The organism is Boseongicola aestuarii (assembly GCF_900184815.1).
In the GTDB taxonomy this organism is placed as follows: Bacteria; Pseudomonadota; Alphaproteobacteria; order Rhodobacterales; family Rhodobacteraceae; genus Boseongicola; species Boseongicola aestuarii.
On sequence record NZ_FXXQ01000014.1, the window covers coordinates 24,082 to 44,360 of the forward strand.

The window sequence follows — 20,279 nt, forward strand, 5'->3', positions numbered from 1 at the left end:
CAGAGCCTTATCTGTAAGATCTCAGCTAACGCTCTGCCCAATTTTTCGTTTGGGTGATAATTTGGGTGACAGCTGACGGATTCCGACAACGTAACCCAGTAAGTTTCTGAACTCACATCGCTTCAATCGTTCTAGGTCGCTCAAGCAATGTCATGGCGAACGACATGCAATTATTGCAGTTCTACCGGAAGCGGACATTCATGCAAAGTGCAGCGAATGACGGCTTCGAGCCCATTGCGTTGAAGAACTCCGAAATTTGAAAATTGCAGTTTTCCGGCAGGGCCCAGTGAAATGGGAATGTGAGAATGGATTGTTCGTAAGACAATGTGAGCTAACCCACAAGGACCGGAAGGCGAATTTGGCCGAACCCCGTCGCCAGAAATTGCAGACCTGCTTGTATGGCGAGAAATTTCATCGGTCAGGGCCAAAATCGGAGTTTTTCAACACAATCAGCCCACAGTGGCCGATTCTGCGTGGTGCACCAGTGTCTGCAAAGTGCATAGCGCGTGCTTTGAATGAACAGAAAACTCGAAGGGTAGGAAGGTTTCATGGTCAACTGACCCCGGTAAACATCCTGTTCGTTTTATCGGTGTTCAGGTTTCAAGCGAGACTCTGCCCTAGGCTATGTGTCCATCTGCCATGACGTCCATTGAACATCATCTGCTTGTTCGCAAATCAAATTTCGTTACCATTGCCGCATGACAAATTGGGTGCCGTCTCGAGATTCTTTGAGTTCACCAATCCATTTGAGCCTGGCTTCGATTATTGCCAGCGCTATCGAGGCTGGCAGCTTGTCGCCAGGGCAGAAATTACCCCCTCATCGGAAGCTGGCGGATGACCTGGGATTAAGCGTTAATACAGTCAGCAAGGCCTATGACATTCTACGTCGTCAAACCCTGATTGACGGTCAGATCGGACGCGGCAGCTATGTTATCGACACCGCGAAATCCGGTGAGCAGCCCTTTAAGCTGGAGTCTGAACCGCGAAACCTGTTGGACATGTCGATCTCTCGCCCGTTGTTCAATCGCCTGCATATCGATGCGATGCATTCGACGTTGAAGGCCATGCAGCACGAGCTCGATCCTGTGCTTTACCTGTCCACCCGCCCGAATGCGGGCCACAAAACACACCGGAAGACAGGAGTAAAATGGCTGTCGCATTGTGGCCTGCAGACACGCGCGGAGTCGGTGCTCATGACAAATGGCGTATCCCACGGTCTGTCGACAGCAATGTCCGCCATCTTGCGTCCGGGCGATATTGTCTTGTCCGACATGATCACACACCATCTACTGATTTCGACCGTCGCCTATTTCGGGTACAGGCATATTGGTGTCGAAGCAGATGAGTACGGAATCCTACCTGACGTGCTTGAGCGCATATGCTCGGAATGCTCCCCTAAGGCGCTGTATTTGCTCCCTTCTCTGGCAAACCCCAATGTGCATATGATGCCAGAGGGCCGGCGTCGGCAAATAGCGGGGATTGCCCGCAGGCACGGTCTGCACATTATTGAAAACGACCCCTTCGGCCCCGTTGCAGTAAGCCGACCCCCGCCTATTTCTTCCTTCGCGCCAGAGTTGTCAGTCTACCTGACAACCTTCACCAAGTGCACTGTCAGCGGATTGCGCGCGGGATATGCGGTGGCTCCGGACCACCTTTTGCCTGCGATGACGGCAAGGCTTATCGTCTTCGGCTGGATGGCCACGCCGCTGATCTGCGAGCTTGCCTCGCGTTGGGTGGAGGACGGCACCGCGATGGCTTTGGCAGAGTGGCAGCGTGGTGAAATTGGCAATCGATATCAAATCGCAAAGCAAGAGCTTGCCGGTTTTCAATGGAGGGGTCACCCATCCGGTTTGCACATATGGTTGCAGCTTCCGCCGGGGTGGGATTCTAACAGTTTTGTGGCCCATGCCCGCGAGCTGAATGTTGCGGTGTCGCCCGAAAGCCCCTTCCTTTCCCCAAAGGCAGCACCAACAAACGCGGTGCGCATTTCGCTTGGTAGCATTCGTGAAACGGACCGTTTTCGCCAAGCTTTGCGGCTGCTAACCGGACTGATTTTGCGCCCCCGCGAACCGCTCCCGCAGTTCGCAATCTAGAAATGTAGCGCGACAATATAATAATTGACTCGCAGTACAGTGTTTGGATGGTGGTAAGATATCACAATGAAAACTAGCAATAGATCGGAGAAAATAATGACCGTGAAGACACGCTTGCGTCTGCGCACCTGCGCCACAGTAGCATTTGCACTACTGACCACGACTGCGGTTCACGCCGACAATTGGCGCTATGCCATGGAAGAAGGGTTGACCGATCCGCAGGGCCTATATGCAACAAAGTTCAAAGAGGAAATAGAAGCCAACTCGGATCACACAGTCCAGATTTACCCTGTGGGTACTCTTGGCGAATCGGCCGATGCAATGGAACAGGCGCAAGCTGGGCTGCTGCAGTTCATTGACCAATCGCCAGGCTTCACGGGCGCGTTGATCCCGGAAGCTGAAGCCTTTTTGGTGCCCTACATTCAGCCGACTGATCCTGTGGTGGTGCGCAAATTCTTTAAGGAAAGTGTGGCCATAAACGAAATGTTCCACGATATTTACCGCGAACAGGGTCTGGAATTGCTGTCAATGTTTCCAGAAGGTGAAATGGTTGTCACCACGATGGAAGAATTCCGGACGCCGGAAGATCTGGCCGGGATGAAAATCCGCACCATGACATCGCCGTTGCTGCTGGAAACCTACACTGCCTTTGGCGCGTCTCCGATCGCCATGCCTTGGGGTGAGTTGATCGGCGGCTTGAAAACCGGAATGGTGGATGGGCAGGAAAACCCCGCTATCTGGATTGAAGCCTATGATCTGGACAACCTTACCAACGTCATGACCTATACCGGCCATGGCCAGTATACCACCGCGGTGATGGCGAATGCTGAATTTTACGATGGGTTAAGCGACGCTGACAAAGAGCTGGTCCAAAATGCGTCGCAGGCAGCACTTGACTACATTCTTGATGTGGCGGTCGAACTAGACGCGACAGGATTGGCAAAAATCAAGGAAACCAATCCAGACTACATTATCAACCGGCTTACCGAAGCAGAGCGTATGCCATTCAAGGAGCGCGCAAAAGCGGTTGAAGCTGCGTTTGTTGAACGTGCGGGCGAACGGGGTGCTGCTATACTTGAGCAGATGAAGAAAGATCTGGTTGCTGCGCAGCAGTAAAAACTCTCTGCCGCAGGCATTCATCAAATCTTTGGTATGAATATCTGAAGAACAGTTGCAGGCCCTGACCACGCGTCCGGGCCTGCAAGTCTAACCGAGAAAACGCCACTCAGCCAAAAATTGCGATTGCCCGAGGAGGGATTTATGAGCGAAGAGAAGCCGAAAAAGTCGGGGCTTTCTGGAATTGTTGACGGCATCGACAGGGGGACTGCGGCTCTTGAGCGCGTGATTATGGCAACTGGCGTGATATTGATGGCGATCAACACCATCGCGAATGTCATCAGTCGATTTGTGTTCAACCACTCCTTAATCTTCGCCGAGGAGTTGAACAGCATTTTCATTTTGCTAGTGACCTTCGCTGGTCTGGGCTACGCCGCGCGCCATGGTAGGCATATCCGCATGTCGGCGATCTCAGATGCGTTGCCCCAGCGAGCTCGAAAGATCTTGATGATTGTGGTTACTGGCGTCACTGCAGTGCTGTTGCTGATATTGGCGTGGTACTCTGTGCAGTACATTCTCAATATGTATGCAAAAGGGCGTGTATACCCTGCCCTCGGTTTCCCGGTCTATATCAGCTACCTTTGGGTACCGATTGGTCTGTTTGTCGCCGGTGTCCAATACACGCTGACCTTCATCAAAAACCTTCAGGAAACCGAGATCTACCTATCTACCGATTTAAGGGAAGCGGACGCACGAGAACAGGAATTGGAGCTTTAGTCATGGCAACCCTAATGTTTTCCGTAATGGTGATCCTGCTGCTGATGGGGTTCCCGATGATGGTTCCGCTGATCGCTGGCGCATTTATCGGTGTCATAGAACTGTTTGGTACAATCGACAAAACCGAGTTTATGATTCAGCAAATGCTGGGGGGTATCCGGCCTTCGTCCCTAATCGCCGTCCCTATGTTTATTTTGGCCGCTGACATTATGACACGTGGCCAGTCCGCGGGGCGGTTGATCGATATGGTCATGGCCTTCGTTCGCCATATTCGCGGCGGATTGGCCGTCAGTACGGCCTCGGCCTGTGCGCTTTTTGGGGCCGTGTCCGGATCAACTCAGGCCACAGTTGTGGCTGTGGGAACGCCACTCAGGCCGCGCATGCTAAAAGGTGGCTATAAAGATTCGTTCATCATGGCGCTGATCGTTAACTCAAGCGACATCGCATTCCTGATCCCACCAAGTATCGGCATGATCATCTACGGCGTGGTTGCCAAGGCATCCATCCCTGAGCTTTTCATTGCAGGCATCGGGCCGGGGTTGCTCATTCTTCTCATGTTCTCCGTCTACAGCATGATCTACGCTAAGATAAATGACGTTCCCACCGAGCCGGCGGCCACATGGAACGAGCGGGCGAGAGCGGTCAAGCATGCCTTGTGGCCGCTTGGCTTTCCGGTTCTGATTATTGGTGGCATCTTCTTTGGCATCTTCAGTCCAACTGAGGCGGCAGCGATCAGCGTGGCTTACGCATTGGTGTTGGAAACCTTCATTTTCCGGACAATGAAAATCAATGACTTGTATCAGATCGCCCTATCAACAGGCATGGTAACTGCTGTGGTCTTCATTCTGGTAGGGGCGGGAGCTGCCTTTGCTTGGGTCTTGTCGTTTGCGCAGATTCCGCAGCAAATACTAGGGGCGGTCGGCATCGACCAGATGGGTCAGGTCGGCGTGCTATTCACCATCGCAATCGCCTTTTTCATCGGCTGCATGTTCGTGGACCCGATCGTTGTCATCTTGATCCTAGTTCCGATCTTTGCGCCTGTGGTTGAAGCGACAGGCCTTGACCCGATCCTGGTCGGTACGCTGATCGTATTGCAAGCCGCGATCGGCTCCGCCACGCCACCATTCGGATGTGATATCTTTACTGCCGTTGCGGTGTTCAAGCGACCCTATCTGGATGTGATCCGTGGCACGCCGCCCTTCGTTGCAATGCTTCTGAGTGTTTCGGTTCTGTTGATCTTCTTCCCACAAATAGCGCTTTTCCTGCGTGACATCGCCTTCAACAAGTAGAGGGAGCGACAAATGTTCAAATCAATACTCGCTGCTTTTGATGGGTCCGACGGATCGGAAGCGGCCCTTCGAAAATCCGCAGAACTGGCAAACCTGTGCGGCGCAGAACTGACGGTGCTAACGCTCTACCGACATCATTCCGTGCTGGAGGGATCGATGTACGTAACCAATGCCAATCAACCCGACGATATTGACTCAATAATGCAAAACCACGCCAAGGAAACCGCTGAACGCGGCGCGTCAATTGCCCGACAGGCCGGGTGTGAGAAAATCCGTGCCTTTGTCAAAGGCGGGCCAATTGCGCGGACAATCGTTGGCTTTTCACAAGAGCACGAGAATGACCTGATTGTCATGGGCAGTCGGGGGTTGGGGTCGCTAGAAGGATATTTGCTGGGCAGTGTCTCGCACAAGGTGACGAGCCTTGCCCAATGTCCGGTTCTTGTGGTGTGACGATGACAGCGGCACAGGAAGTTCATTGCAATATTTCACCGGTTGCCGCCCAACTGGATGCGCGGCCGGTAGAAAAGCGTATCGGATTGGTGGCGCTGGCAACGGACCACACCACCGAGACGGATTTTGCCCGAATGATGCATGGGCATGATATCGGCTTTTACGTAAACCGGATCGAATTTGAGAACCCTACCACCCACGAAAGCCTTTTGCGGACAGGTCCACGGCTTACTGATGCCGCGAAAGAAATTCTGCCGGATGAGCCACTGGACGTGTTGGTCTATGGTTGCACGGCAGCCTCCGTCGTGTTGGGCAACGATAAAGTCGCGGAGCACATGAGCAACGCAAAGCCTGGCACGGCTTGCGTCACACCCAGTTCCGCCGCTTTTGACGCGTTCGACGCATTGGGCGTGAACAAGATAAGCGTCCTGACGCCCTACACTCAGGATATTACGGATTCATTGGTCCGCTATTTTTTGCAGCACGGACGCCAGGTGGTAAATGCAGCCTGCTTCGGGCTGGCCGATGATCGCGATATGGCGCGGGTGTCCAAACAAAGCATCATAGAAGGTGGAGTTGCAGCGTGCGACCCGGACGCTGATGCGCTTTTCATTTCCTGCACCGCAGTTCGGGCCGCCTCTTGTGTCGCGCAGTTGGAGGACCGGTTGGGCAAGCCAGTCGTCACCTCTAATCAGGCGATGGTTTGGCGGTGCCTGCGGCATCTAGGGATCACCTCGGATTACCCCGCTGGGGGTATGTTGTTCAAAAAAAATGTGGCAATGACAGGACACCACGATGCGCTTTGAACTTACGCTTCAGGATAGCTTTTCCGCGCGCGCGCGGATCAAGGGTGCGATACGGACGACGCCTGTGGTCGGGTCGCCCTCTTTAGGCCAGATCAGTGGAGGTGATATTCACCTGAAACTGGACCACGGCCAAATCACGGGCAGTTTCAAGCTCCGCGGGGCGACGAATGCCGTGCTGTCGCTCAGTGATGCGCAGCGCGCCAAGGGTGTGGTCGGTGTGTCAACCGGCAATCATGGTCGAGGTCTTGCCTATGCTGCGGCTCATGCCGGTGTGCGTTGCATCATCTGCATGTCCGAGCTGGTGCCGCAAAACAAGGTGGACGGGATCAAGGCGCATGGTGCCGAGGTGCGCATCTTTGGACGCAGTCAGGATGATGCGCAGGTCGAGGTCGACAAGCTGGTGGCCGGAGGCATGGTCATGCTGCCGCCATTTGACCACCGCGACATCATCGCGGGCCAAAGCACTGTCGCGCTGGAGATGCTGGAACAGGTGCCTGATCTTCAGACCGTGCTGGTGCCCTTGTCGGGCGGCGGGCTGATCTCGGGTGTGGGCATGGTCATGAAAGCCGTTAATCCGTTAATCCGTGTGATAGGCATCTCGATGGAGCGAGGGGCTGCGATGTACGAAAGCCAGAAAGCTGGAAAGCCGGTTCTGGTGGATGAATTGCCGACGCTGGCGGATTCTCTTGGAGGGGGTGTCGGATTGGAAAACCGGCACACTTTTGCGATGACCCGTGATCTCGTTGATGACCTCGTTCTGGTGACCGAGGCCGAGATCGCGACCGCCATCCGCCACGCCTACTGGCAGGAGCGCCAGATTATCGAAGGCTCTGGCAGTGTGGGTATTGCGGCGCTTCTGGCTGGAAAAATCAAGGAGCCCGGGCGTTGCGTGGCGCTGGTTTCGGGGCAGAATATCGACATGGCTCTGCATCACCGGATCATTTCGGGCGAAGATGTGGATGTAGCGGCAGAAGCCTAGATGCCAGATATCAAGATATTGACCGAAGCCGAACTGCGCAGCCTTGTGCCGTTGGATATCGACGCGGTGGAGTGTGTCGAACAGGGCTTCAACTCGCTGGCCAAGGGCAACGTGGTGATGCCGCCGATCATGACGCTTATGGTGCCGGACCATAACGGAGAGGTTTGCGTGAAAACCGCCTATGTGCCAGGGATCGACAGCTTCGCGATAAAGATGAGCCCCGGATTTTTCGACAACCCCAGACTGGGCCTGCCCAGCACGTCGGGCCTGATGGTGCTGTTCTCCAGCCAGACAGGAATGCTTGAGGCGCTGCTTCTTGACAACGGCTATCTGACGGATGTGCGCACCGCCGCGGCTGGCGCGGTTGCGGCACGCCATCTGGCCCGCGAGGTTGCCGCACGTGCCTGTATCATCGGCGCAGGGGTGCAGGCAGGATTACAACTCAAGGCGCTGACGCTTGTGCGGCCTATCACCAGCGCGGTGATATGGGCACGCGATACGGCCAAGGCCAAAGCGACAGCCACCAATCTGCGCGCCGAGCTTGGGATTGACGTGACGGCCAGCGCGAGCGCGGCCAAAGCGGTGGCTTCGGCTCACATTGTGATCACTACAACTCCCTCGAACACTCCGCTGGTCATGGCGGACTGGCTGCAACCCGGGCAGTTGGTGATCGCCATGGGGTCTGATCAGGAACACAAGGTTGAACTGCAACCTGAATGCCTGACCAAGGCCACGCTATATGTGCCTGACAGCCAATCGCAATGCGCGCTCAAGGGTGAGCTTCGGAGCGCCGTTAAGGCGGGGATCGTGCCGACAGACCGAAACTTTGCCGAGCTGGGCGATGTGACTGCCGGCAGGGCCGCCGGTCGCAGCTCCGACAGCGACATCATAATTGCCGACCTGACCGGTACCGGAGTTCAGGACACTGCCATCGCCAATCTTGCCCGCCAGCGCGCCGAAGCTGCAGGCAAGGGCTCCACATTCAACAGTCAAACGCGAGCCAACTGATGCCCACGCCAACACTCCACTTCACGCGCGATGAGTTCGATCAACGCATCGCCAACACCCGCGCCGCTATGCAAAAGCGCGGCGTCGACCTGTTGATCATCACGGATCCGAGCAATATGAACTGGCTGACCGGCTATGATGGTTGGTCATTCTATGTGCATCAATGTGTGGTGCTTGGCCTCAGCGGCGAGCCGATTTGGTACGGTCGTGGACAGGACGCCAATGGCGCGGTGCGCACCTGCTTCATGGACCCAAGCAACATCATCGGCTACCCCGACCACTTCGTGCAATCAACCGAGCGCCACCCGATGGAGTACCTGTCGGCCCAGCTTTCGGATCGCAAACTGGACCGTGGCACGATTGGTGTGGAGATGGACAACTACTGGTTCACGGCGGCGGCGTTTGCGGCGCTGCAGCATCACCTGCCTAACGTCAAATTTGCCGACGCCACCGCACTGGTCAACTGGCAGCGCGCGGTGAAGTCTGAAGCCGAACTGACATATATGCGTCAGGCTGGGAAGATTGTGGAGCGTATGCACGGACGTATCGTTGAAAAAGTCCAACCCGGCATTCGCAAATGCGATTTGGTGGCCGACATCTATGACGCGTCACTGCGCTATGACACAGAAATCGGCGCTGGCGGTGACTATCCCGCACTGGTGCCGCTTTTGCCCTCGGGCGCCGATGCTTCGGCCCCGCATCTGACATGGGACGATCAGCCGATGAAGTCCGGAATGGGCACGTTCTTCGAGGTCGCGGGCGTGGTGAAACGCTATCACTGCCCGCTGTCTCGGACAGTATTTCTGGGTAAACCGACACAAACTTTCGTTGATGCTGAGAAGGCTGTTCTTGAAGGGATGGAAGCCGGTTTGGAGGTGGCAAAAGAGGGCAACCTTTGTGAGGACATCGCAAACGCGTTCTTCGGTGTGCTCAATAAGTACGGCATCGTCAAAGACAACCGCACGGGCTATCCAATCGGCGTCAGCTATCCGCCCGATTGGGGGGAGCGCACATTCTCGCTTCGTCCTGGCGACAAGACAGTCCTTCAAGAAAACATGACCATGCATTTCATGACCGGCCTCTGGATGGAGGATTGGGGACTTGAGATTACCGAAAGTATTCGCATCGGCCAAACCGGCCCCGAATGCCTCGCAGATGTGCCACGCAGAATGGTTGTGAAAGATTAAGCGATGAAACCCAATCCGATTTCACCAACGATCCCTTTGGATCAGGACGGCATCCACCACGGTTTCCTTCGGCTGCCGTACAGCCGGGATGACAGCGCGTGGGGATCGATAATGATCCCTTTGACCGTTATCAGGAACGGCGATGGCCCCACTGCGCTTCTGACCGGGGGCAATCACGGTGACGAATATGAAGGCCCTGTCGCCCTACAAGAGCTGGCTATCACCTTGAAGCCCGAAGACATCACGGGTCGCGCGATCATCGTGCCTGCGTTCAACTATCCCGCTTATCGGGCGGGATCGCGCACCTCTCCGATCGACAAAGGCAACATGAACCGCGCCTTTCCGGGCCGCCCCGATGGCGGCCCGACCGAAAAGATTGCTGATTATTTCCAACGCGTGCTGTTGCCGATGGCCGATATCGCGGTGGATTTCCACTCGGGCGGCAAGACGCTGGATTTCGTCCCGTTCGCGGCGACCCACATCCTTGACGACAAGGCCGTCGAGGCCGCTTGTTTCGCGGCGATGGTCGCATTTAACGCCCCCTATTCGGTACAATTGCTGGAAATCGACAATGTCGGCATGTACGACACAGCCGTGGAGGAAATGGGCAAGGTCCTGGTATCCACCGAACTGGGCGGTGGCGGTTCCGCTACAGCGAAGTCTATTGCCATAGCCAAAAAGGGCCTGCGCAATGTCTTGATCCATGCAGGTATCTTGCAAGGTGAGATGCAAGTTGATCCCACGACCCGCCTACGCATGCCTGATGGCGACTGTTTTGTTTTCTCGGAAAATGATGGCCTGTTCGAACCTATGTTCGATCTTGGTGAACCGGTAAACAAGGGCGACGTTGTGGCCCGCATCTGGCCTTTGGACCGGACCGGCGTTGATCCCGTCGACCTCGAAGCCAAGCTTTCGGGCATTCTGATCAGCCGTCATTTTCCAGGGCTTATCAAATCCGGTGACTGCGCCGCGGTCATCGGACTGCAGGTCATCTAGCGCCGGTCACAGGAGATGACATTATGCGGCTTGATGCCCGCGACCTAGATATTTTGCGCGTTTTGTCAACAGATGGGCGCATCACCAAGACTGCCTTGGCAACACGCGTCGGTCTGTCCCCAACGCCCTGCTGGGAGCGGTTGAAAAAGCTAGAAAAGGCAGGGCTGATCGAGCGCTACCGTGCCGAGATCAATTTACGCAGACTTGGACCGAATGTAACGGTCTTCGTCGCGGTGGAATTGTCCGATCATACCGCCGCGAGCTTTCATGCATTTGAATCCGCAATGCAGAGCTATGATGAAGTTCTGGCATGTTGGGCGCTTGGTGGCGGGTTTGATTACATCCTAAAAATCGTGACGCGCGATATTGACGCCTATCAACGACTGATCGACGAAATGCTTAACGCCCGGATCGGATTGGCCAAGTATTTTACCTATGTCGTGACGAAGCCAGTGAAGGATCATGGTGTCCCGCCGATTTCACTGCTCGCCGGCGGTCAAGATTAAATCTCCAACCATAAGGGGTCTGCCCGACGAATCCTCTGCCTAGCCGCTGATATTTGGTCTCACCCTTCGTCCGAAGTCTCCGATATTCGCGGGTACGAAGGAGAGACCCATGACCAACACTGCCCATTCCGCGCGTGACGATATTGCTGACAAGTCGCTGGTGCGCAGTTTCGCCTATGTGAATGGCAAATGGTGCGGCGCAAAAACGGGCGACACCATGGGAATCACCGATATGGCTAGCGGCGAGTCTATCGGTGAGGTTGCCAGCCTTTCGGCAGAAGAATCCTCTACCGCCGTAGATGCCGCACAGGCCGCCTTTTCCAACTGGTCCGGCCTCTTGCCTCAGGACAGATCCGCAATTCTGCGCCGCTGGTATGACCTGATGCTTCAGCACAAGGAAGATCTGGCGCGGATCATGGTGCTGGAACAGGGTAAACCCCTGTCAGAGGCCCGCGGCGAAATCGAATATGCCGCGTCCTTCGTGGAGTTCTATGCCGAAGAGGCCAAGCGCCTGAATATTGAGGGAGTCACCAGCCATCTGAAGGACGCTGAGGTCGAGATTTGGCTGGAGCCCGTCGGAGTCGTGGCGACGATCACCCCATGGAACTTCCCAGCGGCCATGCTGACACGCAAAGCCGCCGCCGCCATGGCTGTGGGCTGTACGCTCGTAGCTCACCTGTCGGGTGAAACCTCGTTTTCGGCGCTGGCACTGGCAGAATTGGCGGAAAGGGCAGGTGTGCCAGCGGGTGTGCTCAACGTGGTCACGGGGCGCGCAGCAACCGTGGTCGACCCATGGACCAAGGACGCCCGTGTCCGCGCGCTTTCGTTCACAGGCTCGACCGAGATTGGACGGCTTTTGTACCGTCAGTCCGCCGATACAGTGAAAAAGCTGGTGATGGAGTTGGGCGGACACGCGCCGGTGATCGTGTTCAAAGGGGCCGATCTTGACGTTGCGGTCTCAGAGGCGATCAAGGCCAAATTCGCCACATCCGGGCAGGACTGCTTGGGTGCCAACCGGATATTTGTCGAGCGCGCGATTTATGATGACTTCTGCACGCGTTTCACTGCTGCAACGCAAGAGCTGTCTCTGGGTATCGGTCTGAATGACACCGACATTGGCCCGCTGATGAATGAAAAGGCGGTTCTGAGACAAGAAGAGCACACCGCGGATGCACTGGCCAAAGGGGCCGTGCTGGCCTGCGGCGGTGCGCGTGATCCGCTGGGGCCGCTGTTCTACCAACCCACGGTACTGATCGGAGTGCCCACCGATGCCAAGATCATGTCCGAAGAGACGTTCGGTCCCGTGGCAGCTATTGCCCCGTTTGATTCCGAAGAAGAGGTGATCGCCCGCGCCAATAATACCGAATGCGGCTTGGTCGTATATCTGCACAGCAATGATCCGCGCCGCATTTACCGCGTTTCCCGAGCGCTGCAATTCGGCATGGTCGCGGTAAACCGCACCAAGGTCACTGGCGCACCGATCCCGTTTGGCGGCACCAAACAATCCGACCTAGGCCGCGAAGGGGCACGACTGGGTATGGAAGAATTTACCGAAATCAAGTACGTCTGCCGCGACTGGGCATGAGGAGAAAAAAATGCTGAAAAACGATCTACTAGAACAATGGGATCGCGAGAATTTCTTTCACCCCTCCACGCATTTGGCTGAATTTGCCCGGGGTAATCTGGCTCAGCGGGTCATCACCGGTGGCAAGGGCTGTCATATCGAGGATCGCGATGGCAACCGCAGCCTTGACGCCTTTGCGGGCCTCTATTGTGTGAATGTTGGCTATGGCCGTCAGGACATCGCAGATGCGATTGCGGCGCAAGCCAAGGAATTGGCGTATTACCATTCCTATGTCGGTCACGGGACCGAAGCTAGCATCACGCTGGCCAAAATGATCATCGAACGCGCGCCTGATCACATGAGCAAAGTCTATTTTGGGCTTTCGGGCAGTGACGCAAATGAAACCAACATCAAACTGATCTGGTACTATAACAACATCCTTAGCCGCCCCAAGAAGAAGAAAATCATCAGCCGTTGGCGCGGCTATCACGGGTCGGGTCTGATGACCGGCTCGCTGACAGGTCTCGAACTTTTTCACAACAAATTCGACCTGCCACTGGCTCAGGTGGTTCATACCGAAGCCCCGTATTACTTCCGCCGGGATAATCTGGACCAGACAGAAGAGCAGTTCGTCGCCCATTGTGTGGCGGAGCTGGAAGCCCTGATCGAGCGCGAAGGCCCCGATACCATAGCGGCCTTCATTGGTGAGCCAGTGCTCGGCACTGGTGGGATTGTCCCGCCGCCTGAAGGGTACTGGTCTGCCGTTCAGGCGGTGTTGGACAAGCACGACATCCTGCTGGTGGCGGATGAAGTGGTCACGGGCTTTGGCAGGCTCGGCACGATGTTCGGGTCTGAGCATTATGGGATGAAGCCTGACCTGATCACCATTGCCAAGGGTCTAACCAGCGCCTATGCGCCGCTGTCTGGCAGCATTGTCAGTGACAAGATGTGGAAAGTGCTGGAGCAAGGGACAGATGAGAACGGCCCGATCGGCCATGGTTGGACCTATTCGGCACACCCCATTGGGGCCGTGGCTGGCGTGGCCAACCTCAAGCTTCTTGACGAACTGAACCTGATCGACAACGCGGGCGCCGTCGGCACCTATCTGAACGCTCAGATGACTGATGCGTTGCTGGATCATGTCCATGTCGGGGAAGTGCGCGGCGAAGGTATGCTCTGTGCGGTAGAATTCGTTAAGGACCGAGGCAGCCGGACCTACTTTGATGCTGCGGACAAAATCGGACCACAGATCGCCACTTCGCTGGCCGCTCAAGGTGTGATTGCGCGAGCGATGCCGCAGGGAGACATTCTGGGCTTTGCGCCACCGTTCTGCCTGACCCGCGAAGAGGCCGACACAGTTACCGCAGCGACTCTGCGCGCGGTGAAATCGGTTTTGGGATAGGGCAGCCGACCACCTGTCCAGTGGTCAATCCGACCACTGGACATAACAGCATGAGCATTGCACCAGAAGGCGGGTATTTTGCCAAGCCGACATGGTCTAGCTCAGACTAGGCAGGTAAGGCTTTTACAAAAGGGGGCAGTCTTGGTCCGACAATTTGCAGCTGATGTGCAAAACCAAGCAAGTCGCACGAATGTCGTGCTGCGCAGATTCCAGACCTTGCCAGCTTTAGGCTGAACGTCTTGAAAGTCCGCAAAGCGGAGCTTGATGCGCTTCACAGTGAATGACAGCATTGCGGAACATTGCAGTCATTCGCCCATCTGCACATGATCATAGCTTGGGCGGACGAAGTGGAGACACTATGGCAGAAGAACGAGTGAGCCACTGGGATGAGGTCTACGGCGAGAAAGACGATACCCAACTGAGCTGGCATCAGGATGATCCATCAACCTCAATAGAGCTTTGCGACGTGGCTGGAGTAGACAGTGACTCCTCCGTGATCGACATAGGTGGGGGAACATCACGCTTCGCCGAGCGCCTGATTAAACGTGGGCTCGCCGACATATCCGTGCTTGATGTGTCCGAGGCTGCCCTTGATCGATCTCGTCGGCAACTTGGACCCGTAAGTGAACAGATTCAATGGATTGCGGCCGATGTCACTAAATGGCGCCCGGAACGATGCTATGACATCTGGCACGATCGCGCAGTGTTTCATTTTCTCGTCGATGCCCACGAACGCATGGCCTACCGGGATCGACTTTATCGCTGCCTTCAACCGGGCAGCCACGCGATTATCGCCACATTTGCGCTCGACGGTCCCAAGAAATGCAGTGGATTGCCAGTCGTCCGCTATGATCCAGAAAGGTTAAACGAGGTGTTGGGTGATCGTTTCACTCTGGTTGCGGACCGCAGGGAGAAGCACAGTACACCTTGGGGAAGCACCCAATCTTTCCAATTCAGCTTGCTGCGCATGGGCCAGTAGTCACCAGAAAGCGATTGGCGGCGCGAAGGAGACATCCTTGGGCTTCGGTGAGGCTTGCGAGGCAACCTAGTGTCTCCCATGCCCGCCTTTTTGGACTATTTGGCAGCTCTCAAATCAGCCTGCGCATCGCGGATGATCGACCAGGACGAATGCAAAAACAATCCGGCGACCCCAAAGGCAACGATCAGATCAGGCCACCCGTTGTCGAGCCACGCGACAAGACCAGCCGCCATGACGACGGCTGTGTTGCCGATAGCGTCGTTGCGTGAGAATAGCCAAACTGCTCGCATGTTCGCATCACCTTTGCGGAACCGCAGGAGTGGCAGCACGGCGAGAATGTTCACGACCAGAGCAACGATCCCGAACAAGCCCATCAGAGTCGCATCCGGCATGGTCTGGGTGAATACCCTCCACAGCGTTATCGCGAACACACCAAGACCAAGAATGCCGAGGAATATGCCTTGGATAAGAGCAGATCGCGCCCGCCACGCAAGGCTCCAACCGATGGCCAGAAGGCCAAGAAATGTAATGAGGCCGTCACCAATAAAGTCGAGCGCGTCCGCCTTGACGGCCTGTGATCCAGCCAGAAAACCCCCAACCATCTCTACCATGCCATAACCGACATTCAGAAGGACGACGATCCAAAGAGCGCGGCGGTAGGCCGGGTCATGGTGCACCTTGCCGACTTGAGCATCCTCGTCGCCCTCGATGCGGGCAAATCCGTAGCCTGTCGTAGCGACTGCTTCTTCGATCTTCGGCAGAAGCCCCTCGGATACATAAAGGGTCATGATGTGAGTGGCGGCAGATACCATTACCGCTTCTGGCGCAATTCCGACGGTCTGTGCGGCGCGTTCTATCCGCGCCGCATCCCTGGCGCAGTCCATGCCTGAGACAAGGTATCGAATAGGTTGAGCGTCGGAAAGTTGCGTGTCGGTCATTTTGACAAAGTAGACCCGGTGCAATCAAGAGCCAAACGGTTAGATGACTGGACCAGTCAGATCAGTCTAACCCGCCCGCCAAAGCCCTCTATAAGGATGAGAAAAATTCCGGCGCCGCGAGATTCAGAGCGACTTCAAAGGGCCTATTGGGTCTCTAGGACTTCCTGCAACCGACCTATCTCCCAAATAGCGAACACGCAGTGATATCTCTCTCGGAGTTTCACGTCCGCGCGCGGACTTCGATGCGCCTTCTACTATTAAGTATCAGCAACTTAACAAAGTGAAGGCTCCAATGATCTCATCTGCTACGGCCCGAATGCTCGACGAGGCAATTCAGAACTCTCCGCTCACCCAAGCAGAGATCGCAAAGGCGGCAGGGTTTCCGAAACCCAACATCCTCTCGATGATGAAAAATGGACTTACGAAAGTACCGCTGGCCCGTGTGCCGGCCCTTGCACAAGTCCTTGGTATTGATCAATCACAGTTTCTCGACAGTGCCTTGGCGGAGTATCACCCCGAGGTTCATGAAGTCTTCACAGAAGTTCTTGGGCTGCCGCTTGAGCCCGATGAAGAAGAATTGCTCTGCTTGTATCGCATTGCGAACATAAACGGGAATATCCGACTGGAGGGTCCGCTGAAGGACGCGATCATGAATCTCCTCGAGCTGGCGAATTTGGCTTACGATTGAGGGGCTCTCAGATTCGCGCATAGGGCGACGTGAGGGCGCGGGGTTAGGAGAGCTCACATTGGTGCCCCAACGCGCCCTACGGCGCCTATGTGCGCTCTCAGCGCCATTTGCGCTATTGCCGCGAATGCGTCCGGGTGAGTCCACTTAGATGGATAAAATATTTTCTAAAACGGATCTTATAATTATGCGGAACATGCTTAGTCATTATTAGCATGTCGAATTTCCCATCCCCCGATGACCGAGTATTTGCAAAACGTGGGCGCGACGAGATGCGCCGATGGCTGAGTGAGAAACATTTTACTCATTTTGTAACCCTTGCCTTTAACGAGCCTGAAGTGGGCAAAATGCGCATGCGGCAGAGTCTTAAACACTGGGATGCATGCGCCAATCGGGCGCTATTGGGAAAGCGGTGGCGTAAAAAGGTCGATGAGCGCTTGAATTGGATAGCGATTCCAGAAAAGCAACAGGCCAACCCACACTGGCACGTTCTCATGCAGATTTTACCTGATCAGTTCGAGGAATTCGAAGAGCGCGAACCTTACTTGGGCTTCGAAGATGTCTTAAGCACTCTGTGGAGAAAGATCGTTCCGAGCGGCACTGTTGATGTTCAGCTTGTTGAATCCAAGGGCGCGCACACTTATGTCACCAAGCAGTTGAATATTCCCGAGAACTTCGAGGATTTCGTCGTCTTTTGGGAATTTTTTGAGCTCTAAACAGTGCACAACTGGCCCTGGTGCAACGCTTCGGGGACGCCTCTAGAGTTCCGCTCAATGCAAGCCGTTTCAGAACGGTAATTGCGAAGCTTTGCCAAATGACCATGTGCGTAAGCGACGGCAACCAGATGAGGACGGCGAAGAGTGCTGCCCCGCAAGGGAGCAGTAGCTTTGGTGTCCTCATCTGGTTGCCGAAACGATGCGAGGCGAAGCCGAGCGAGTTGAGGCAAAAAAGAGAGAGAAAAACCTTTCCTTCAATCGATTTCAACAGCCTCCGCACTGCTTGAGCCGACGATAAGGAAGTAGAAAGATCGTTCACGCTCTTATCTGCATCCTATCCCTAAGGATTGTCGTGTGTATGTTGTGACACTCAATAAACATTACCCCGTTGAAAGTTCACTCTTATAGTTAATTAGTTGATCACGGCTGATAGGCAGGCAGATAACACCGGATGCCATTCGCTTTCTACGATCTCGAGACGACCGGGCGCTCTGCTGCATTCGATCATCCGCTGCAGTTTGCGGCCATCTATACGGATGATGACTTCAATGTTCTTGAGACGGTCAATCTGCGCTGTCGATTATCACCGCATGTTCTTCCTTCACCGGGGGCTCTTGCGGTCACCGGTGTCTCACTGGATCAGATAACGGACCCGACTCTCCCCAGCTGGTTTGAGATGATGGGAGAGATACGAGAGATCATTGAACGCTGGTCTCCGTCGACTTGGACGGGCTTCAACTCTCTTCGCTTCGATGATCCGATGATGCGACAGTCGTTTTTCCAGACCTTGCAACCGCAGGTCTATGCCATGCAGTTGTATGGGAACTCGCGGCTCGATGTTATGGCGATGATGTATGCCGTCTATGTCTTTCAAACGGATTGCTTTGAGTGGCCACTGAACGGTCTTGGCAAGTTAAGTTTCAAGCTTGAAGACCTTGCCGCTGCGAATGGGTTCAATGACCACGTTGCACATGATGCGCTGGGAGATGTTCGGGCGACCATTCACTTGCTGGATCAAGTTCGCTCTCAAGCTCCTGACGTCTATCGGCAGTTTCTGCGCAACCGGGACAAACAGCATGTCATCGAATTGCTTCGTTCGGGACAGTCGTTGCAGATCGTTGAGCGCTTCGGTGGGCCTCCGCGATCGGTGATCGGGGTAGGGTGCGGGTTCGATGCGAGTTACCCCGGACGGGGGATTTTCTTGGACGTTACACGCGTCGACCCGCGAGAACTTGAAACGGCATCCGTAGCGGACCTCGTGGGTTTGATTGGACAGTCACCGAAAGTCGTGAAGCCGGTGAAGACGAATGCGACGCCCGCTCTCTTTGCATTGTCAGATGCAGACCCGATGATTGCTGATCGTGCGGCTTATGTCGGTCCCAATTCTGATCTGCAGGAACGGATGGGGCGGGCCATGGCGCAGCACTATTCAGAAACCTACCCACCGCCAGGGGATGACGAAGAAATACGGGTCGAGGATCGTATCTATCACGGGTTCTACAGTCTGGCGGATAAAGAACGCCTAACCCTGTTTCAGTCCTGCGAGACTTGGGAAGAACGCGTCGCCTTGATGGGTGGCTTTGAGGATGATCGCTTGCAGCAACTGGCCATGCGTCTGGTCTTTCTGGAGCGACCCGATCTCTTGAGTGAGTGTGTTGGTGCAGCAGCAAGTGCCAACCTTCTCGCGAGATGGACTGCTGACGAGGTGCCGGAGAATGGGTGGTCAACATTTTCGAGTGTCGAAACCGAACTTCAGAAGATAGAAGCCTCGGGCGAGATTGATGCGCAGCAAGCGGCTGACTTAAGAGAGTTCTATGCCGAGCGTCGGCGCACCGTTGAGGCAATCGCGGGTGCTCACTGAGCGGTTTCCGATGCTGCTCTTTCTATCAATGAAGGGGCTTCTAATTCGCGCGTAGGCCGCGGCTGGTTGCTTCCTTGAGGGTAGGGGGCAAATTGCCGCTAATGCGCCCCTATGCGCGGTTCTCGAGCCCTCTGAGCGTGTCGGACAGTAGGCTTAGATGAAGTGACCGGAGACCTGTCGATGACAAGCGTGTCGTCATGTGTCGTTGGCAAGTTCCTCTGCACGATCGAGCATGCGCTTGACCGAAGCGGCCGACCAAGCGCCACCCCACGCAGTTCGAAGCTCGAGCTTGTTTGCCTCTTCTGCGATGGTCTTCAAAGTTGCTTTCTCACCTTTCTCTTGGAGACTTTTGCGGATCTTAGACAACATTCCTGCAAGCTGATCAGCTTTTGCTGCCCGACTTTTGGCGGATTGAAGGCGGGCTCTTCGTGTCTGTCTTCTGCGGCGCTTTGCGGACCTGTCATCATCCGGCTTCGGCGACTTCTCGATCGGGATCGGTCGATCTACAGACATCAGTTCTTCGAGGTCTGCTCGTTGCAATGATGCCAGCGGTCTCGCCTCATATCGCGCTTCCCAGAATACGGGGCCGAAAGGCGCGAGTTCTTCTAGCAATTGCCGGCGTTTTCGAAAGGGTGTCTTGTAGAATATTCTACGGAAGTCATCGATGATGACTTTCGACTTGTTTTGAACTGCCCAGATGAGATGTTGCCTGAGCGTGGGTAGTGACTTCAGACTTTCCACACGCACGCACTTTTCTACGTAGATTTCCGGGCTGTCTTCTCCGCAAGCCGAAAACACAAAGCTAAGCTTTTCGATCTGATGCTGTCGTGCCGGATACTTCTCGGGAGACGAAGTCGCCTTGGCGCCAGTTGAGAGGAAGACGTAGCCATGCATGAGCGTATTTTACGTTTGTGTGCTTAAAACACAAGTGAGAAAGTGGTCATTCAGTTGGAAAGTCCGGTGTTCTTGTAGGGACTGCGTTGGGTT

Annotated in this window: 19 protein-coding genes; 17 read left to right on the forward strand and 2 right to left on the reverse strand. The window is 55.2% G+C overall.

Translation table 11 applies throughout. The features are described 5' to 3' along the window. Positions 1-698: 698 nt before the first annotated feature. The 14 genes from ehuR (at position 699) to BOA8489_RS16850 (ending at position 15,092) form a co-directional block, all read left to right on the forward strand. Positions 699-2,093 carry a MocR-like ectoine utilization transcription factor EhuR gene (gene ehuR / locus BOA8489_RS16785; RefSeq protein ID WP_093975465.1) on the forward strand — a complete coding sequence of 465 codons (1,395 nt, stop codon included), beginning with the start codon at positions 699-701 and terminating at the stop codon, positions 2,091-2,093. Between the two features lie 96 nt (positions 2,094-2,189). Next, complete coding sequence (gene dctP / locus BOA8489_RS16790) at positions 2,190-3,209, forward strand: TRAP transporter substrate-binding protein DctP (protein ID WP_093975466.1); 1,020 nt, start codon at positions 2,190-2,192, stop codon at positions 3,207-3,209. A 144-nt stretch (positions 3,210-3,353) separates the two neighbouring features. Then, complete coding sequence (locus tag BOA8489_RS16795; RefSeq protein WP_093975467.1) at positions 3,354-3,926, forward strand: TRAP transporter small permease; 573 nt, start codon at positions 3,354-3,356, stop codon at positions 3,924-3,926. Positions 3,927-3,928: 2 nt separating this feature from the next. Further along, the gene (locus tag BOA8489_RS16800; RefSeq protein WP_093975468.1) at positions 3,929-5,215 is read left to right on the forward strand and encodes a TRAP transporter large permease; all 1,287 of its coding nucleotides are present in this window, start codon (positions 3,929-3,931) and stop codon (positions 5,213-5,215) included. Between the two features lie 12 nt (positions 5,216-5,227). Next, positions 5,228-5,665: a universal stress protein gene (locus BOA8489_RS16805; protein ID WP_093975469.1), complete on the forward strand. Its 438-nt coding sequence runs from the start codon at positions 5,228-5,230 to the stop codon at positions 5,663-5,665. Then, complete coding sequence (gene eutA, locus BOA8489_RS16810; RefSeq protein WP_245813937.1) at positions 5,644-6,471, forward strand: ectoine utilization protein EutA; 828 nt, start codon at positions 5,644-5,646, stop codon at positions 6,469-6,471. Before BOA8489_RS16805 ends, eutA begins: the two co-directional genes overlap by 22 nt. Next, positions 6,461-7,450: a hydroxyectoine utilization dehydratase EutB gene (gene eutB / locus BOA8489_RS16815; RefSeq protein ID WP_093975471.1), complete on the forward strand. Its 990-nt coding sequence runs from the start codon at positions 6,461-6,463 to the stop codon at positions 7,448-7,450. Before eutA ends, eutB begins: the two co-directional genes overlap by 11 nt. Beyond that, a complete protein-coding gene (gene eutC, locus BOA8489_RS16820; protein ID WP_093975472.1) occupies positions 7,451-8,458 on the forward strand; it encodes an ectoine utilization protein EutC in 1,008 nt (335 codons plus the stop codon). It begins immediately after the preceding gene. Beyond that, a complete protein-coding gene (gene doeA, locus BOA8489_RS16825) occupies positions 8,458-9,645 on the forward strand; it encodes an ectoine hydrolase DoeA (RefSeq protein ID WP_093975473.1) in 1,188 nt (395 codons plus the stop codon). The genes eutC and doeA overlap by 1 nt, the downstream gene beginning before the upstream one ends. A gap of 3 nt (positions 9,646-9,648) precedes the next feature. Continuing rightward, complete coding sequence (doeB, locus tag BOA8489_RS16830) at positions 9,649-10,641, forward strand: N(2)-acetyl-L-2,4-diaminobutanoate deacetylase DoeB (RefSeq protein WP_093975474.1); 993 nt, start codon at positions 9,649-9,651, stop codon at positions 10,639-10,641. A gap of 23 nt (positions 10,642-10,664) precedes the next feature. Then, entirely contained in the window at positions 10,665-11,147 is a 483-nt protein-coding gene (locus tag BOA8489_RS16835; RefSeq protein WP_093975475.1) for an Lrp/AsnC family transcriptional regulator, read from the forward strand. 109 nt (positions 11,148-11,256) lie between these two features. Continuing rightward, positions 11,257-12,732, forward strand: a complete 1,476-nt coding sequence (locus tag BOA8489_RS16840; protein ID WP_093975476.1) for an NAD-dependent succinate-semialdehyde dehydrogenase — start codon at positions 11,257-11,259, stop codon at positions 12,730-12,732. Positions 12,733-12,742: 10 nt separating this feature from the next. Next, positions 12,743-14,113 carry an aspartate aminotransferase family protein gene (locus BOA8489_RS16845; RefSeq protein WP_093975477.1) on the forward strand — a complete coding sequence of 457 codons (1,371 nt, stop codon included), beginning with the start codon at positions 12,743-12,745 and terminating at the stop codon, positions 14,111-14,113. A 358-nt stretch (positions 14,114-14,471) separates the two neighbouring features. After that, positions 14,472-15,092, forward strand: coding sequence for a class I SAM-dependent methyltransferase (locus tag BOA8489_RS16850; protein ID WP_093975478.1), 621 nt, complete (start codon positions 14,472-14,474; stop codon positions 15,090-15,092). A gap of 95 nt (positions 15,093-15,187) precedes the next feature. On the opposite strand, the gene BOA8489_RS16855 is transcribed toward BOA8489_RS16850, so the two are convergent. Then, positions 15,188-16,030 (reverse strand): cation efflux transmembrane domain-containing protein, encoded by an 843-nt coding sequence (locus BOA8489_RS16855; protein ID WP_093975479.1) that lies wholly within the window; start codon positions 16,028-16,030, stop codon positions 15,188-15,190. A 292-nt stretch (positions 16,031-16,322) separates the two neighbouring features. Between BOA8489_RS16855 and BOA8489_RS16860 the strand changes: the two genes are divergently transcribed. From BOA8489_RS16860 to BOA8489_RS16875, 3 genes are all read left to right on the forward strand, one after another. Beyond that, positions 16,323-16,718, forward strand: a complete 396-nt coding sequence (locus BOA8489_RS16860; protein ID WP_141138323.1) for a helix-turn-helix domain-containing protein — start codon at positions 16,323-16,325, stop codon at positions 16,716-16,718. 212 nt (positions 16,719-16,930) lie between these two features. Then, the gene (locus tag BOA8489_RS16865) at positions 16,931-17,431 is read left to right on the forward strand and encodes a rolling circle replication-associated protein (protein WP_141138324.1); all 501 of its coding nucleotides are present in this window, start codon (positions 16,931-16,933) and stop codon (positions 17,429-17,431) included. Positions 17,432-17,882: 451 nt separating this feature from the next. Continuing rightward, entirely contained in the window at positions 17,883-19,292 is a 1,410-nt protein-coding gene (locus BOA8489_RS16875; protein WP_093975483.1) for an exonuclease domain-containing protein, read from the forward strand. A gap of 195 nt (positions 19,293-19,487) precedes the next feature. Here the strand turns inward: BOA8489_RS16875 and BOA8489_RS16880 are convergent, their stop codons facing one another. Beyond that, complete coding sequence (locus BOA8489_RS16880; RefSeq protein ID WP_093975484.1) at positions 19,488-20,186, reverse strand: hypothetical protein; 699 nt, start codon at positions 20,184-20,186, stop codon at positions 19,488-19,490. Positions 20,187-20,279 lie beyond the last annotated feature (93 nt).

Bases quoted from the DNA above. Each gene is read 5' to 3' on its own strand.
- doeA (WP_093975473.1), top strand. From the start codon at position 8,458: ATGCCCACGCCAACACTCCACTTCACGCGCGATGAGTTCGATCAACGC.
- BOA8489_RS16860 (WP_141138323.1), top strand. From the start codon at position 16,323: ATGATCTCATCTGCTACGGCCCGAATGCTCGACGAGGCAATTCAGAAC.
- BOA8489_RS16865 (WP_141138324.1), top strand. From the start codon at position 16,931: ATGTCGAATTTCCCATCCCCCGATGACCGAGTATTTGCAAAACGTGGG.
- ehuR (WP_093975465.1), top strand. From the start codon at position 699: ATGACAAATTGGGTGCCGTCTCGAGATTCTTTGAGTTCACCAATCCAT.
- BOA8489_RS16795 (WP_093975467.1), top strand. From the start codon at position 3,354: ATGAGCGAAGAGAAGCCGAAAAAGTCGGGGCTTTCTGGAATTGTTGAC.
- BOA8489_RS16805 (WP_093975469.1), top strand. From the start codon at position 5,228: ATGTTCAAATCAATACTCGCTGCTTTTGATGGGTCCGACGGATCGGAA.
- doeB (WP_093975474.1), top strand. From the start codon at position 9,649: ATGAAACCCAATCCGATTTCACCAACGATCCCTTTGGATCAGGACGGC.
- dctP (WP_093975466.1), top strand. From the start codon at position 2,190: ATGACCGTGAAGACACGCTTGCGTCTGCGCACCTGCGCCACAGTAGCA.
- eutA (WP_245813937.1), top strand. From the start codon at position 5,644: ATGTCCGGTTCTTGTGGTGTGACGATGACAGCGGCACAGGAAGTTCAT.
- BOA8489_RS16840 (WP_093975476.1), top strand. From the start codon at position 11,257: ATGACCAACACTGCCCATTCCGCGCGTGACGATATTGCTGACAAGTCG.
- BOA8489_RS16880 (WP_093975484.1), bottom strand. From the start codon at position 20,186: ATGCATGGCTACGTCTTCCTCTCAACTGGCGCCAAGGCGACTTCGTCT.
- BOA8489_RS16875 (WP_093975483.1), top strand. From the start codon at position 17,883: ATGCCATTCGCTTTCTACGATCTCGAGACGACCGGGCGCTCTGCTGCA.
- eutB (WP_093975471.1), top strand. From the start codon at position 6,461: ATGCGCTTTGAACTTACGCTTCAGGATAGCTTTTCCGCGCGCGCGCGG.
- BOA8489_RS16800 (WP_093975468.1), top strand. From the start codon at position 3,929: ATGGCAACCCTAATGTTTTCCGTAATGGTGATCCTGCTGCTGATGGGG.
- BOA8489_RS16835 (WP_093975475.1), top strand. From the start codon at position 10,665: ATGCGGCTTGATGCCCGCGACCTAGATATTTTGCGCGTTTTGTCAACA.
- BOA8489_RS16850 (WP_093975478.1), top strand. From the start codon at position 14,472: ATGGCAGAAGAACGAGTGAGCCACTGGGATGAGGTCTACGGCGAGAAA.
- BOA8489_RS16855 (WP_093975479.1), bottom strand. From the start codon at position 16,030: ATGACCGACACGCAACTTTCCGACGCTCAACCTATTCGATACCTTGTC.
- BOA8489_RS16845 (WP_093975477.1), top strand. From the start codon at position 12,743: ATGCTGAAAAACGATCTACTAGAACAATGGGATCGCGAGAATTTCTTT.
- eutC (WP_093975472.1), top strand. From the start codon at position 7,451: ATGCCAGATATCAAGATATTGACCGAAGCCGAACTGCGCAGCCTTGTG.